Genomic DNA, 15,241 nt, shown 5'->3' with positions numbered 1-15,241 from the left:
TGGGTAGGCTTCGCCCCATGATCCAGACGACTGCCACCGGAGCCGTGACCACCATCGAGCTCGATCGCCCGGACAAGCGCAACGCACTCGACGACGACATGGTGTCGGGGCTGTCGAAGGCCTTCACCGCGGCCGTCGACGCAGGTGCCCGCGCGATCGTGTTGACCGGCCGCGGGCCGGTGTTCTGTGCCGGTGCCGACCTGTCCGGACCCGTCTACGACAGGAGTTTCCTCGACACGCTGGTGGCCACTCTGCAGCAGATCGAGTCGACCCCGGTGCCCGTTATCGCGGCGCTGAACGGCTCGGCCCTGGGTGCGGGCCTGCAGCTGGCGATGGCGGCCGATCTGCGGGTCATGGCCCCGGACGCGCTGGCGGGGATCCCGGCGGCGAAGATCGGTGTGGCCGTGGACGAGTGGACGATCCGACGATTGGTCTCGCTGGTGGGGTCCGGGCAGGCGCGCGGCATGCTGATCGGCTGTGACCCGTTGACCGCCGACCGTGCGCACGCGCTGGGCTTCGCCAACCGCATCGGCGATCTCGCCGATGCGCAGCACTGGGCAGCGGCGATCGCCGATCTTGCGCCGCTCACGCTGGCCCACTACAAGCTGGTGCTCAACGGCGACGGTGCCCGTGACGAGCCGGCGCCCGACCATCTCGCCGCGATGATGCGGGCCTGGGAGAGCGACGATCTCGCCGAGGGCCGTGCAGCGCGTGTCGAGAAGCGCACGCCGAAGTTCGTCGGCCGGTAGAAAAACGGACAAAAGCGGCGCGATGGCGACCATCGCGCCGCAGTTTTCCTGACAGAAACATTTCGATCAACTGACCGAAACGGTTCCTTCCTAGCGTCGCCCGCAGGCGACATCCGCCTGAACGCTGAGCGTGCTGCCATGTCTCGCTAGGAGAAGAATGTCGAAAGAATCCGTCCAGGGTGAACTCGAGGAGTTCACCACCGAGATCGGTGAGATCGAGAACGCCGAACACAGCATCATCGCAACCGGCGCGGCTGCAGCCGCCGCCCGTGAATCGCTCGAGGACTACACCCTGCGGTTCGCGCCCCGTAGCTACCGCAAGTGGGGACCGGGCGTCGTCGCGATCTCCGCGCTCGGCGGGATCGCCTACCTCGCCGACTTCGCCATCGGCGCCAACATCGGCATCGCGAACGGCACGGGAAATGCCTTGCTGGGCATCGGGTTCTTCGCGATCGTCATCATTCTCACCGGCTATCCGCTGGCGTACTATGCCGCGCGCTACAACATCGACCTCGACCTCATCACGCGCGGAAGCGGTTTCGGCTACTACGGCTCGGTGCTCACCAACGTGATCTTCGCGTCGTTCACCTTCATCTTCTTCGCCCTCGAAGGCTCGATCATGGCGCAGGGACTCGAACTGGGGCTAGGTATCCCGTTGTGGATCGGCTACCTGGTGTCGTCGGTGTTGATCATCCCGTTGGTCATCTACGGCATGAACACCCTTGCCAAACTTCAGGTCTGGACGACTCCGCTGTGGTTGATCATGATGGTGCTGCCCTTCGCGTACCTCGTGTTCAGCCATCCGTCGGCGATCGGGGACTTCTTCGCCTTCGGTGGCGTCGACACGGCCACCGGCGAACCGCTGCACAAGGGAGTGAGCTTTGCCGGGACGATGCTCGCCGCAGGTGTCTGCCTGTCGCTGATCGCCCAGATCGCCGAGCAGATCGACTATCTGCGATTCATGCCGCCGCGCACACCGGAGAACTCCCGGAAGTGGTGGACCGCCATGCTGACCGCGGGGCCGGGCTGGGTCATCTTCGGTGCCATCAAGCAGATCGTCGGCCTGTTCCTCGCGGTGTATCTCATCGGACTCACCATGGAGAACGCAGGCATCGCGAATCAGCCGGTGCACCAGTTCGTCGAGATCTACGAGGACTTCCTGCCGCACTGGCTGGCCCTGACCCTCGCCGTCATCCTCGTGGTGATCAGCCAGATCAAGATCAACGTCACCAACGCGTATTCGGGGTCGCTGGCCTGGACCAACAGCTTCACCCGTGTCACCAAGACCTACCCAGGACGTCTGGTGTTCCTGGTGTTCAACGTCGTGATCGCCATCGTGTTGATGGAGGCCGACATGTTCAGCTTCCTCAACAACCTCCTCAACTTCTACGCGAACTGCGGTATCGCATGGATCGTCGCGGTCGCGTCCGACATCGCGATCAACAAGTATCTGCTGGGTATCTCGCCGAAGCAGCCGGAGTTCCGTCGCGGCATGCTGTATGCGGTCAATCCGGTCGGCTTCGTGTCGGTGATCGTGGCGGCCGGGGCGTCGATCCTGGTGTACTTCCACGTCTTCGGTGACGGTATTCAGCCCTATTCGCCTCTGGTGGCATTGGGTCTGGCGCTGATCCTGCCGCCGATCATCGCCGTCGCGACGAAGGGCAAGTACTACCTGCGTCGCACCGACGACGGCATCGACATCCCGATGTACGACGAACACGGCAACCCCACGGATGTCCGACTCACCTGCTGCGTCACCGGAATCGACTTCGAGCGGCCGGACATGATCGCTTCCGCGGTGCCCGCGCCGGATGGGAGCAAGCAATACATCAGCTCGCTCGCCCTGTCGTGTGACAAGACCGGCGAACACGTGCTGCCCGAACAGAAGTAATTCCGAACAGAAGTCGTTCTGCCGCAACCGGGTTCACCACTGGACCCGGTTGCGGTCAGTCCTCGGCGATATAGGTCATCAGCGCGTTGACGACGGCCTCGATGATCTTCTCGATCACCAGATCGTCAGCGGTGCTGAGATACGTGAGGGTGATCGTGTTGGTCGCCGCGATGATGATCGGGCTGAGGTCGGAGACGGGCTCCTTCCACCGCACACCGGCGCGCTCGGCGGCGGCCTCGAGGCCGATCCCGGCCACCTCGTAGAGCCGTTCGTACATCTGCTTGCCGACCTTCTGCAGCTCGGCGTGATTGTGGGCGTAGATGCCGAGTGAGATGGTCGCCTGCATCCGGCCCGGATCGGCCTTCAGGAGTGTGTAGAAGCCCGCCAGATGCGCATGGGCGTTCTGGCGCATCGCCGCGGTGCCGCCGCCCTCGACATGTCCCGCCATCGGCAGGATCGCCTCGAGCATCCGGTGGATGTCGCTGGGTACCGCGGTCTCCATGACCGCACACAACAGAGCGGTGCGACTGTCGAACGCGTAATGGAAGCTGGCCAACGGCATGTTCGCGTGTGCGCAGATTCGTCGCGTCGTCGCGCCCTCGACCCCGTGGTCGGCGATCACGCGGTATGCGGCCTCGATCAGCGCCGCGCGACGCTGTTCCACTGACATTCGTGCCACCGTGGCCCCACCCCCATGCGCACATGTGATCTGCACATGTGTGGTGAATCTTGCTCGCAGCACTGTATCAGTGCATATCGGGCCTGATGGGTGAGATCGTAGCTCTCGCCGTGCTCGACGGCTGCGCCGAGAGCGAACGCTCCCGACACGTGGCGAACCGGTCCGTTCGATCCCACGATGGTCATTAGTCTGGCAACCGTGACCTCGACGATCGGTAGGGCGGCAGGCCCCTGGGCCCGTGCCGCGACGTCCTTGACCGCCGCAGGCCTGTCGACGGTCGACACGGTGACAGCCGGGTTGGCGCGTGGCGGGTTGCCTTCGGCGCGCGCTCTGGGGGCTCGCAAGGACGAGATCGCCCGACGCACCTCCGGGTCGCCGCACCTGCGCGACGGCGTCTTCCACAACCATCAACCGATCGAGCCGGCCGTCGACGCCGATCTCGGCGTGCTCACCGACATGATTCGCCACCCCGGTCGTCCACACCACGCGATCCCGGTGTTGACCCCGCAGCTCGACGACGAACGCGCCGATCTGAGTGCAACCTGGCTGGGGCACGCCTCGGTGCTCGTGGACCTCGACGGCGTGCGGATCCTGACCGATCCGGTGTTCAGCCGACGTTGCTCGCCGTCGCAACGTGTGGGTCCTGCTCGGATGCATCGTCCACCCCTCGCGGTCGGTGCCCTGCCGTCGATCGATGTGGTGCTCATCAGCCACGATCACTACGACCATCTCGACATGGCCACGGTGGTCGAGCTTGCGCGTCGCCAGCCGGCAGCCCGATTCATCACGTCGTTGGGGGTCAGCGCCCACCTCGTCGCGTGGGGGATCGACCCGAACCGGATCCAGGAGGCCGACTGGTGGGGGACGTGCGCGGTGACCGTCGGCAGCACCGACCTCACCTTCACCTGTTGTCCGGCGCGTCATTTCTCCGGTCGCGCTCTCGTTCGTAACACCACCCAGTGGGCCAGCTGGTCGGTTCACGGGCCCGAGCATCGGCTGTTCTTCTCCGGCGACACCGGGTTCTGCGAACAGTTCGACGAGGTCGGGGCTCGCCTGGGACCGTTCGATCTGACCCTGATCGCCGTCGGCGCCTACGACCCGGTCTGGCCCGATGTCCACGTCAATCCGGAAGAGGCGGTGCGCGTGCATCGGATGCTGACCCGCGACCGCGGCCGGGATGCGGTCATGATCCCCATCCACTGGGGCACGTTCAACCTGGCCCGTCATCCGTGGGCCGAGCCCATCACCCGGTTGCTGCCGAGTGCCGCGGCCGAATCCGCCACCGTCGTGGTCCCGCCGCCGGGCGGCACCATCGATCTGCGGACGCGAACCGGGACCGGGACGCACAACCCGGCGTGGTGGGAGGCATCGGCGTGACCCAGACGTCGACGGACACCGCGGGCAATCCCGGCCTCACCGCCACCGAGGTCGCCCAGCGGGTGGCGGCGGGCCAGGTCAACGACCTGCCCGCACGCTCGGGACGAACAGTCCGGGACATCGTGCGCGCCAACGTGTTCACCCGGATCAACGCCATCCTGGGTGTGCTGTTCGTGATCGTCGCCTCCACCGGTTCGCTGATCAACGGCTTGTTCGGCCTGCTCATCATCGCCAACAGCGGGATCGGCATCATCCAGGAGATCCGCGCGAAGCAGACCCTGGACCGCCTCGCGATCGTCGGGCAGACCACCCCGATGGTGCGCCGCGACGGACAGGTGGTGGCGCTGGCGCCGGATCAGATCGTGCTCGACGACATCATCGAGATCGGCGCCGGCGACCAGGTGGTGGTCGACGGGGAGACGGTGGAATCCGTCGCTCTCGACGTCGACGAGTCGCTGCTCACCGGTGAGGCCGATCCGGTCGACAAGTCGCCCGGCGACAAGATCTTGTCCGGCAGCTTCGTGGTCGCCGGCTCGGGTGCCTACCGCGCGACCAAGGTGGGTGCCGACGCATACGCCGCCCAGCTGGCCGCCGAGGCGTCGAAGTTCACCCTGGTCGCCTCCGAACTGCGCTCCGGCATCGATCAGATCCTGCGGGTGATCACCTGGCTGCTCGTCCCCGCAGGCATCCTGACCATCGTCAACCAGTTGTTCATCAGCCGTAGCGGCCTCAAGTCGTCATTGCTCGGCATGGTCGCCGCGCTGGTGCCGATGGTCCCCGAGGGTCTGGTCCTGATGACCTCGATCGCCTTCGCGGTCGGTGTGGTCCGGCTCGGTCAACGCAAGTGTCTGGTCAACGAGCTGCCCGCGATCGAGGGGCTGGCCCGGGTCAACGTCGTCTGTGCAGACAAGACGGGCACCCTCACCGAGAACGGGATGCGACTGTCCGAACTGCGGCCGGTCGGCACCGCGGACGCGGAGCCGCCTGCTGCCGACGATGTGGCCGGTGGGTCGGAGAGGGCGACCCGCGCTGGTCGAGCTGTCGACGAGCGCAGCGAAGGGTCGGTTCGTGGTGTTGGTCGTGTAGGTGATGAGCGGGGCGCGGGGTCGGGTCGTGGTGCTGGTCGAGTTGTCGACGAGCGGGGCGCGGGGTCGGTTCGTGGTGCTGGTCGAGTTGTCGACGAGCGTGGTGAGGGAGCGGTTCCTGTTGCTGGTCGAGTAGTCGACGAGCGTGGTGAGGGAGCGGTTCCTGTTGCTGGTCGAGTAGTCGACGAGCGTGGTGAGGGAGCGGTTCCTGTTGCTGGTCGAGTAGTCGACGAGCGTGGTGAGGGAGCGGTTCCTGTTGCTGGTCGAGTAGTCGACGAGCGTGGTGAGGGAGCGGTTCCTGTTGCTGGTCGAGTAGTCGACGAGCGTGGTGAGGGAGCGGTTCCTGTTGCTGGTCGAGTAGTCGACGAGCGCAGCGAGGAGACGTATCGAGACCCAGGTGACCTGTCACGGGTCCTGGCGGCGTTGGCCGCACACGATCCGCGACCGAACGCGAGCATGCAGGCACTGGCCGAGGCCTACCCCGATCCGCCGGCGTGGTCGGTGTCGGCGGTGGAACCTTTCACCTCTGCGAAGAAGTGGAGCGGGATGTCGTTCCGCGACGACGTCACCGGTCTCGACCGTGGCAACTGGATCATCGGCGCTCCCGACGTGCTGCTCGACCCGGCCGGCGAGACCGCCTCCCTGGCAGGGGAACTGGGTTCGACGGGGCTGCGTATCCTGTTGCTGGCCCGCACCGACGTCCCCGTGGACACCGAGCCTGCGGCGGGTGCGATCGCTCCCGGGCAGGTGGTGCCGGTGGCGCTCGTCGTCCTCGAACAGCGGGTACGGCCGGACGCTCGCGACACGCTGGACTATTTTGCGAGCCAGCACGTCTCGGTCAAGGTCATCTCCGGCGACAACGCGCGGTCGGTCGGGGCGGTCGCCGCGTCGCTGGGCCTCGGATCGCCGGACACATCGGTCGACGCCCGCGAATTGCCCACCGACGAGACGGAACTCGCCGAGGTGGTCGACCAGGGTGTCACGTTCGGGCGGGTTCGGCCCGATCAGAAGCGTGCGATGGTCCATGCCCTGCAATCGAGTGGCAACACCGTCGCGATGACCGGCGACGGCGTGAACGACGTCCTCGCCCTCAAGGATGCGGATATCGGCGTGGCGATGGGATTGGGCAGTTCGGCGGCGCGATCGGTCGCGCAGATCGTGCTGTTGGACAACAAGTTCGCCACCTTGCCCTACGTCGTCGGCGAAGGCAGGCGCGTCATCGGCAATATCGAGCGCGTCTCCAATCTGTTCCTCACCAAGACCGTGTACGCGGTGTTGCTCGCCTTGGTCGTCGGCGTTGCGGGGATCTGCGGCAAGCTGTTCGGCTTCGACTCGCTGAGCTATCCGTTCCAGCCGATCCACGTGACGATCTCGGCCTGGTTCACCATCGGGATCCCGGCATTCGTCCTGTCTCTGGCGCCGAACAACGAGCGTGCCCGCCCGGGCTTCGTCCGGCGTGTGTTGTCGGAGGCGGTGCCCAACGGGCTGATCGTCGGCGTGGCCACCTTCGTCACCTATGTCATCGTCAATCCGGGCGGGGAAGGGGTGAGCATCGGATCGAGCGATTCGGTCGATCTGACCCCACATCAGACCCAGGCGGCGACGGCCACGCTGATCACGCTGATCGCCGTCGCGCTGTACGTGCTCGCGGTGGTGGCCCGGCCGTACACGTGGTGGAAGGTGCTTCTGATCGCGGTGTCCGTGCTCGCCTATGTGGTGATCTTCACCTGGTCGTGGACGCAGGATCTGTTCAAACTCGATTCGTCGAATCTGCAGATGATCTCGGTCGCCTTGATCTCGGCGGCGGTCGGCATCGTCGCGGTCGAGATCGCTTCGCGGGTCATCCCGCGGGTCATCGCCGCACGGACCGACGACTCGGAGCCGTCCGATTCGAGCCTGACGTCTGAGGCGGGCACCGCCTAGACTTTCGGGCATGGATCTCAAAGGATTGGTGGACAAGGCCAAGGCCGCGCTGAAGGGCAACCCGAGCCTCATCGAGAAGGGCGGCGACGCAGTCGACAAGGCGACCGGAGGCAAGTACTCCAGCCATGTGGGCAAGGCTCAGGACGCGGTCAGGAAGGCGGTCGGCGCCGAGGACGGTCAGGCCCCCGGACAGGCGGAGCAGACTCCCGAGCAGCCGAAGCAGACACCGCCGGGGCAGCCGAAACAGGATCCGCCGCAGCAGCCGCAGTAGCGGTGGCCTCGGCCCGGGCGTGTCGTCGGTAGGCGGACACGGTCGGGTCGTCGGTGACCCAGAACCGCCAGGGCACGTCGGCGGCCAGGCGGACCCCCACACGCGGTCCACTGCTGATCGCGTGTGGTCTCGTGCCCGCCGATCGGGAGAGGGTCACGGGCAGTCCGTCGTGCAGATCGGTGTCCAGATCGTCGATCGTGATCCCGAGAGCCCGGGTCAGGTTGCCGGGCCCCCGCGCAAGTGCCACATCGTCTTTCGCGGTCGGACGACGATGCCGCGCGACCTCGATGCCGTCGACGATCTCGCCGGCACGCAGTAGTACCGCCGAACCCTGTTCGGCGGGTCCGGTGACCACGTTCGCGCAGAAATGACCGTGAATCCGATAGACGTACAGTCGGCCCGGCGGGCCGTACATGATCTCCGAACGTGGGGTGCGACGGTAGGCGTGTGAGGCCGGATCGTGGCGGCCACCGTAGGCCTCGACCTCGGTGATCCGCAGGCTGACACCGTGCCCGACCAGCACTGTTCCGAGTAGGGCGCGGGCATGCTGGGCGACCGCGCTAGTCTCACTGACCATGGCCAAGACGAGCGACTCCATTGATGTGGATCTGTCTGTCGAAGATACCTGGGCGGCGGCGTCGGACCTGACGCGCTACGACGAGTGGCTCGTGCTGCACGACGGCTGGCGGTCGGCGGTGCCGAGTGCGGCCGAACTCGGTGAGGGGGTCGCGCTGGCCTCGGTCGTCAAGATCAAGGGGACGCGTATCCGGTTCGACTGGACGATCGAGCAGTATCGGCAGTTCGAGCAGGTCAAGCTGAAGGGCAGCGGCAAGGGCGGGGTGAAGGCCAAGCTCGATCTGGGCATTACGCCCACCGATGCAGGTTCCACTGTCACGTTCACGGTCGACCTCGGTGGTTTACCCTTGATCGGGCCGGCCGGCAAGGCGGCCGCGATGGCAGTATCCGGAGATCTGCGGAAGTCGCTCGCGACATTCCGCGAAGTCTTCGGCTGAAGAAAATAATGCAGGGGGGAAGCAATGGGGCGGCACAGCTCCGGCGCTGATCGTTCAGGTGCGCAGCGACCGGGCCAAGGGCCCGGGACCGGACCGACGGCAGCACAACGCGGACAGGCATCGTCGAGGACGGGGCCGATCGACCAGCCCGCGAGTGGTCCGGTCGCGACGCAGGCGCGCAACACCGACGACGGGTTCGGCTTCGAACACCGGCGGGCGTCGTCGGGTCGTCGGGCCACCTGGTTGTGGGGCCTCGCCGCCCTGATCGTCGTGGTCGCGCTGGTCACCGGTGTCGTGCTGTGGCGGACCGGTGCGGTCGGCTGCTCGTCACGGACCTCGGTGGCCGTCGCCTCCGACCCGTCGATGACCGGGGCGCTGCGCGACCTCGCGCAGAAGACCTCGGACGACTCCTGCTTCGACTTCGACGTGAACGGGGTCGCGGGCGCCGACGTGCCGGGACAGCTGACGCGCGGTGAGGCGGCACCGGATCTCTGGGTCGCCGATTCGCAGATCCAGGCCCGTCGCGTCACCACCCAGGTTCGACGGGACCTCAACCTGGTCTCGCCGTCGATCGCGTCGTCGCCGACCGTCGTGGCGGGAAAGTCCGTCCCCGAGTTGGGCAGCTGGGTCGACGTGATGAAGCTGCAGGATTTACGTACCGGCAGCCCGATCGACACCAGCACCGGTGACGCACCCATCGTCGGTGCTCTGGCCGACGTCAACAGCGGGGACCTCACCGAGAAGCAGTTCACCGAGGCGATGACGGTCCTCGCCGTCCAGCAGAACAATGCGCGTCTGGCCAATGACAACGAGGGAGTCCGACTCAATCTCGCCAACACCGCCGACGTACCGGTGGTGACCACCGAGCAGCAGTACCTCCTGTTCTCCCGGACCCATCCGGGAACCGAGCTCAAGGCGTCGGTGCCCGACGACGGCACCGTGATGCTCGACTACCCGATCGTCAACACCGCGTCGGCTGCCAAACGCGACAGCGCGGCGGAGGCAGGAAAGGCTCTCGTCGAACATCTGTCGTCCGACGAAGGGCGCGCTGCGCTGAATGAGGCGGGATACCGCGCCCCGGACGGGGCGCCGCTGCCCAATGGCGACGGTGTCGGCAAGGTGGAGCCGCTCGGGCTCAAGGACCCGTCACAGGTCGACCGCGCGATCCGCCAGTGGCAGGTGCTCGGTGTGCCGATCCGGACTCTCGTCGTGCAGGACACCTCCGGCTCGATGGCCGCTGCCGCCGGCGACACGACTCGCGCCGGATTGCTGATCCAGGCGTCGATGACCGGACTCGGCCTGTTCCCGAACAACACCATGATCGGCGGTTGGGCGTTCGGTATCGACAAGGCGGGTGTCGGTCAGGACTGGAAGTGGATGTCGCCGATCAAACGGCTCGACGCCCCGGCGTCGGGTGACGACACCCACCGCGAGGAACTGGCCCGCGCGGTCCGTTCCGGCCTGTCGCCGTCGCAGCTCGGTGGTGGCACCGGTCTCTACGACACCACCCTCGCGGCGTTCAAAGAGGTGCAGAACAGCTACGACCCGAACTATTCGAACTCGGTCATCATCATGACCGACGGGCAGAACGAGGACGCGAACAGCATCACCCTCGACCAGCTCCTCGCCGATCTGAAGGATCTCGAGGATCCGGCCCGTCCGGTGCTGGTGCTCACCATCGGCATCTCCGACGACGCGGACACCGAGGCGCTCAAGGAGATCGCCGACACCACCGGTGGCACCACCTACGTCGCGAAGACACCGGCGGACATCCGGACGGTGTTCGTCGACGCCATCCAGGCCCGTGTCGCGGCCGCCGGGCGCTGAGTCGCAGCACGGGTCAGCCTTCGGCTGCGGCCACCCGCCGCAACACCGTGAGCACCTGTTCGATCATCGGTGACGGTTCGGTGGCCAGCCGTGCAACGGCGAGTTCGACCTCCGGGTCGTCGGGGAGCAGCGGCCGATAGGTGACACCGGCGACGCCGAGTGCTGCGGTCGGTTCGGGCACGATCGCCACCCCCAATCCCGCGGCGACCAGGGTGACCAGCGTCGAGGTCTCCTCGACCTCGTGCCGGATCTGCGGTACGAAACCCGCTGTCGCACAGATCGCGGCGACGACGCCGCTCATCACCGAGCGTCCGTGGCCCGCATGCGCGATGAACTCCGCGTCGCGCAGATCGTCGATATGCACGGCGGTGCCCGCGGCATGTGGGTCCGCATCGGGCAGTGCGACGAACAGCCGGTCGCGGCGCACGGTCTCCACGACGATGTCGGAGCCGCCGACGGGCGGTCGGAGCAATGCGAGATCGATCTGGCCGGAGACGAGTGCCGAGATCTGGGCGGGAGCGAGCATCTCGCCGCGAACACTCACGTCCAGACCGGGTAGCTCGGTGCGCAGCGCACGCACCAGCCGGGGGAGCAGTGAGTACGTCGCCGACCCCACACATCCGATCGACAGTGCGCCCTGACGTCCCTCGGCGATGCGCTGCGCCTGTGCGCCGGCCACCTCGACGGCATCGAGGATCGCCCCGACCCGCTCGAGATATGCGGCGCCTGCCGGGGTCAGCTCCACCCGGCGCGTGGACCGGGTGAACAGCGTGACCCCCAGCTCGTCCTCGAGTTGGCGGATCTGCTGCGACAGTGGGGGCTGGGCGATGTGCAGCCGCTCGGCGGCGCGGCCGAAATGCAGTTCTTCGGCGACCGCACGGAAATATCGCAAGTGACGAAGTTCCACGATTAAGACTCTAGACGTCTTACTGAGCCGCATATGGATACTTCTCAATATCGTCGGCCGTTCCTATCGTGGAGTCATGAGCACTGGAGCCGACGTCGTCATCTGTTCACCATTGCGAACTCCGGTAGGGCGCATGGGCGGGGCTCTGGCCTCCCTCAAGGTCACCGACCTCGCCACCGGACTGCTGCGCGAACTCGTCGCTCGAACAGGTCTCGGCGAGGGTGACATCGACGACGTCATCCTCGGGCAGGGCTACGCCAACGGCGAATCACCCGCGATCGGTCGGATGGCCGCGCTCGACGCCGGACTCGGTGTCGGGGTGCCCGGCACTCAAGTGGATCGTCGATGTGGTTCGGGACTGCAGGCGGTACTCAACGGTGCCGCGCAGGTCGCCTCCGGAGGAGCGCGTCTCGTCGTCGCGGGCGGTGCGGAGTCGATGTCGAACGTCGAGCACTACGCACTCGGACTGCGCACCGGTGTCCGACAGGGCGGTGTGGAACTCATGGATCGCCTCGACCGTGGCCGTCTCACCGCCGGTGGTGACTCACACCCGGTGCCGGGCGGAATGATCGAGACCGCGGAGAACCTGCGTGAGAAGTACGGGATCAGTCGCGCCGCGCAGGACGAATTGTCGGTGCGGTCGCATCAGCGCGCCGTGGCCGCACACGAGGCGGGCAAGTTCGCCGACGAACTCGTGCCCGTCACGGTGCCCGGCCGACGCGGCAAACCCGACGTGCAGGTCGACCGCGACGAACACCCCCGAGCCGACATCTCGGCGGAATCACTTGCCGCGCTGCGACCGATCCGGCGCAAGATCGATCCCGAGGCCACCGTCACCGCAGGCAACGCATCCGGTCAGAACGACGGTGCGGCCATGTGCATCGTGACCACGCGGTCGGAAGCGGAACGCCGCGGACTGGACCCGTTGTTGGCGCTCACATCGTGGGCCGTCACCGGCGTCGAGCCCGAGATCATGGGCATCGGGCCGGTCAGTGCGACCGCTGCAGCACTCGATCGGGCCGGGTTGACCCTCGACGAGATCGACCTCATCGAATTGAACGAGGCATTCGCCGCGCAAGCACTCGCGGTACTGGCCGAATGGAAGATCGACGCCACCGACGAACGGCTGAACCCCAACGGTTCCGGCATCTCGCTGGGCCATCCGATCGGCGCGACCGGCGCCCGCATCCTCGCGACCGCCGCGTACGAAGCGCGTCGTCGAGACGCGCGGTACGTCGTGGAGACGATGTGCATCGGCGGGGGACAAGGGCTGGCAGCGGTTTTCGAGGGCGTCAAGTGAGCGCCGTCGAGGTCGAGGCGGTCGTCAGCGGTCGTCCCGACGGTCCCGCAGTGGTCCTGTCGAACTCGCTCGGCTCGACCTACCAGATGTGGGACGCCCAACTCGCCGCGCTCGAGACCGGCTTTCGCGTGGTCCGGTACAACACCCGCGGACACGGCGGATCCCCGGTTCCCCAGGGGCCGTACACGATAGACGACCTCGCCGACGACGTCATCGCGTTGCTCGATCGCCTCGACATCCCGCGCGCACATGTCGTCGGGCTCTCGCTCGGCGGGGCCACCGCACTGCGTTTGGCCGTGCGCAACCCCGATCGCGTGGCCAACCTCGGATTGCTGTGCACAGCAGCGTTTTTCCCGCCGCCTTCGGCGTGGACCGATCGCGCGGCTACGGTGCGCGCCGACGGTACCGGAGCGGTCGCCGAGGCCGTCGTGCAGCGTTGGTTCACCTCGGAACACCTCGAGCAGAATCCGGAATCACGCACCTACCACGAGAAGATGGTGGCAGCCACCCCGGCAGAGGGCTATGCATCGTGCTGCGAGGTGCTCGCGACGATGGACCAACGTGGCGATCTCGCAACGATCACCGCGCCCACCCTCGCGATCGCAGGCGCCGACGATCCCGCGACCCCACCCGCCCGGCTGGCAGAGATCGCAGACGGCGTGCCGAACGGGCGACTGATGGTGGTGCCGCAGTCGGCGCACCTGGCCAATGCCGAACAGCCGCAGATCATCACGCCCGCACTCATCGAACATCTGGAGCAAGCATGAGCATCGACAAAGTCGTCGGATCCGCGGCCGAGGCGGTCGCCGACATTCCTGACGGGGCAAGCCTCGCCGTCGGCGGATTCGGACTCGCGGGTATCCCGTGGTTCCTCATCGAAGCGTTGCTGGAGCAGGGCGCCGGTGATCTCACCATCGTGTCCAACAACTGCGGCGTGGACGGCGCAGGTCTGGGACTGCTGCTGGAGGCGCGCAAGATCAACAAGGTGATCGCCTCCTACATCGGCGAGAACAAGGAGTTCGGGCGGCAGTTCCTGGCCGGCGAGGTCACCGTGGAGCTCACCCCGCAGGGCACGCTCGCCGAGCGAATGCGGGCCGGCGGCAGCGGGATCGGAGGCTTCTACACACCGACCGGTGTCGGCACACTGGTCGCCGAAGGTGGATTGCCCTGGCGGTACAACCCCGACGGCAGCGTCGCGCTCGCGTCCCCACCCAAGGAGGTCCGCACGTTTAACGGGAAGGAGATGGTCCTCGAGGAGGCCATCGTCACCGATTACGCGCTGATCCGAGCCGCCGTTGTCGACACCGCGGGCAACTGCGTGTTCCACGCGGCCGCACGAAACTTCAACCCACCCGCCGCGATGTCGGGCCGCACCACGATCGTCGAGGCGGAGGAGGTCGTCGAGGTCGGCGAGCTCGGCCCCGACGAGATCCACCTGCCCGGCATCTTCGTCAAACGCATCATCGAACTCACCCCGGAACAGGCCTCCCGCAAGGAGATCGAGCAGCGTACGACTCGCCCGCGGCCCGGCCAGACCGATTCCCAGGAGGAACTGTCATGACCTGGACCCGCAACGAGATGGCCGCGCGTGCCGCCCGTGAACTCACCCCCGGCGACTATGTGAACCTCGGCATCGGTCTGCCGACCAAGATCCCCGACCACCTGCCGGATGACTCGGGCATCATGCTGCATGCCGAGAACGGCATCCTCGGCGTCGGACCCTACCCGTACGACGACGAGGTGGACCCCGACCTGATCAACGCAGGCAAGCAGACGGTCACCGTGTTGCCCGGCGCCGCGTACTTCGACTCCGCCACCAGCTTCGCGATGATCCGTGGTGGTCACGTCGACGTCGCGGTGCTCGGCGGCATGCAGGTGGCAGGCAACGGTGACCTGGCGAACTGGATGGTCCCCGGTGCGATGGTCAAGGGCATCGGCGGCGCCATGGACCTGGTCAACGGAGCCGGCCAGGTCATCGTCCTGATGGAACACAGCACCAAGAAGGGCGAGCCGAAACTCCTGGCGGAGTGCGCACTTCCGATCACCGGCCTGGGTGTGGTCAGCAGGGTCATCACCGACCTCGGTGTCTTCGATGTCAACGGTTCGGGCTTCGACGCCGTCGAACTCGCCCCGGGCGTCGATCTCGCTACCGTCGAGGAGCGTACCGGCGCGCCCGTCGTGGACAAGACCACCGCCTGAGGTTGCGGCTTCCCTCTGGA

13 protein-coding genes and 1 pseudogene are annotated in these 15,241 nt (G+C 66.7%); 11 read left to right on the top strand and 3 right to left on the bottom strand.

Features of this window, described 5'->3' with window-relative positions:
• Window positions 1-17: 17 nt before the first annotated feature.
• Together AAFP35_RS12805 and AAFP35_RS12800 are read left to right on the top strand one after the other, a co-directional pair.
• Window positions 18-749, top strand: a complete 732-nt coding sequence (locus AAFP35_RS12805) for an enoyl-CoA hydratase (RefSeq protein ID WP_419222011.1) — start codon at window positions 18-20, stop codon at window positions 747-749.
• 157 nt (window positions 750-906) lie between these two features.
• A complete protein-coding gene (locus AAFP35_RS12800; protein ID WP_419222010.1) occupies window positions 907-2,640 on the top strand; it encodes a purine-cytosine permease family protein in 1,734 nt (577 codons plus the stop codon).
• A 55-nt stretch (window positions 2,641-2,695) separates the two neighbouring features.
• Here AAFP35_RS12800 and AAFP35_RS12795 read toward each other — a convergent pair whose 3' ends face one another.
• Window positions 2,696-3,310, bottom strand: a complete 615-nt coding sequence (locus tag AAFP35_RS12795) for a TetR/AcrR family transcriptional regulator (RefSeq protein WP_419222009.1) — start codon at window positions 3,308-3,310, stop codon at window positions 2,696-2,698.
• 207 nt (window positions 3,311-3,517) lie between these two features.
• On the opposite strand from AAFP35_RS12795, the gene AAFP35_RS12790 reads away from it, so the two are divergent.
• The 3 genes from AAFP35_RS12790 to AAFP35_RS12780 are packed head-to-tail and all read left to right on the top strand — an operon-like array spanning window position 3,518 to window position 7,975.
• A complete protein-coding gene (locus AAFP35_RS12790; RefSeq protein ID WP_419222008.1) occupies window positions 3,518-4,696 on the top strand; it encodes an MBL fold metallo-hydrolase in 1,179 nt (392 codons plus the stop codon).
• Window positions 4,693-7,704 carry an HAD-IC family P-type ATPase gene (locus tag AAFP35_RS12785; protein WP_419222007.1) on the top strand — a complete coding sequence of 1,004 codons (3,012 nt, stop codon included), beginning with the start codon at window positions 4,693-4,695 and terminating at the stop codon, window positions 7,702-7,704. Before AAFP35_RS12790 ends, AAFP35_RS12785 begins: the two co-directional genes overlap by 4 nt.
• A gap of 10 nt (window positions 7,705-7,714) precedes the next feature.
• Window positions 7,715-7,975: an antitoxin gene (locus tag AAFP35_RS12780; RefSeq protein ID WP_419222006.1), complete on the top strand. Its 261-nt coding sequence runs from the start codon at window positions 7,715-7,717 to the stop codon at window positions 7,973-7,975.
• Between the two features lie 4 nt (window positions 7,976-7,979).
• Here AAFP35_RS12780 and AAFP35_RS12775 read toward each other — a convergent pair.
• A pseudogene (locus AAFP35_RS12775) lies at window positions 7,980-8,573 on the bottom strand (DNA-3-methyladenine glycosylase); the annotation flags it as partial.
• Between AAFP35_RS12775 and AAFP35_RS12770 the strand changes: the two are divergent.
• Both AAFP35_RS12770 and AAFP35_RS12765 read left to right on the top strand, forming a co-directional pair.
• Window positions 8,551-8,988, top strand: coding sequence for an SRPBCC family protein (locus tag AAFP35_RS12770; RefSeq protein ID WP_419222005.1), 438 nt, complete (start codon window positions 8,551-8,553; stop codon window positions 8,986-8,988). The pseudogene AAFP35_RS12775 and the gene AAFP35_RS12770 sit on opposite strands and share 23 nt — an antisense overlap.
• A gap of 24 nt (window positions 8,989-9,012) precedes the next feature.
• A complete protein-coding gene (locus tag AAFP35_RS12765) occupies window positions 9,013-10,815 on the top strand; it encodes a substrate-binding domain-containing protein (protein ID WP_419222004.1) in 1,803 nt (600 codons plus the stop codon).
• A 13-nt stretch (window positions 10,816-10,828) separates the two neighbouring features.
• Here AAFP35_RS12765 and AAFP35_RS12760 read toward each other — a convergent pair whose 3' ends face one another.
• A complete protein-coding gene (locus AAFP35_RS12760; protein WP_419222003.1) occupies window positions 10,829-11,722 on the bottom strand; it encodes a LysR substrate-binding domain-containing protein in 894 nt (297 codons plus the stop codon).
• 76 nt (window positions 11,723-11,798) lie between these two features.
• Here AAFP35_RS12760 and AAFP35_RS12755 point away from each other — a divergent pair, with 76 nt between their 5' ends.
• From AAFP35_RS12755 to AAFP35_RS12740, 4 genes are read left to right on the top strand one after another with little or no spacing between them, the layout of a single operon-like run.
• Complete coding sequence (locus tag AAFP35_RS12755) at window positions 11,799-13,022, top strand: acetyl-CoA C-acetyltransferase (protein WP_419222002.1); 1,224 nt, start codon at window positions 11,799-11,801, stop codon at window positions 13,020-13,022.
• Window positions 13,019-13,789 carry a 3-oxoadipate enol-lactonase gene (pcaD, locus tag AAFP35_RS12750; protein ID WP_419222001.1) on the top strand — a complete coding sequence of 257 codons (771 nt, stop codon included), beginning with the start codon at window positions 13,019-13,021 and terminating at the stop codon, window positions 13,787-13,789. The genes AAFP35_RS12755 and pcaD overlap by 4 nt, the downstream gene beginning before the upstream one ends.
• A complete protein-coding gene (locus AAFP35_RS12745) occupies window positions 13,786-14,583 on the top strand; it encodes a CoA transferase subunit A (RefSeq protein ID WP_419222000.1) in 798 nt (265 codons plus the stop codon). The genes pcaD and AAFP35_RS12745 overlap by 4 nt, the downstream gene beginning before the upstream one ends.
• Complete coding sequence (locus tag AAFP35_RS12740) at window positions 14,580-15,221, top strand: 3-oxoacid CoA-transferase subunit B (RefSeq protein ID WP_419221999.1); 642 nt, start codon at window positions 14,580-14,582, stop codon at window positions 15,219-15,221. The genes AAFP35_RS12745 and AAFP35_RS12740 overlap by 4 nt, the downstream gene beginning before the upstream one ends.
• Window positions 15,222-15,241 lie beyond the last annotated feature (20 nt).

It is taken from the genome of Gordonia sp. CPCC 206044, assembly GCF_048537895.1.
Classification (GTDB): Bacteria; Actinomycetota; Actinomycetes; order Mycobacteriales; family Mycobacteriaceae; genus Gordonia.
The sequence above is the reverse complement of the archived record's forward strand: the minus strand, read 5'-3'. Positions and strand labels throughout refer to the sequence as shown.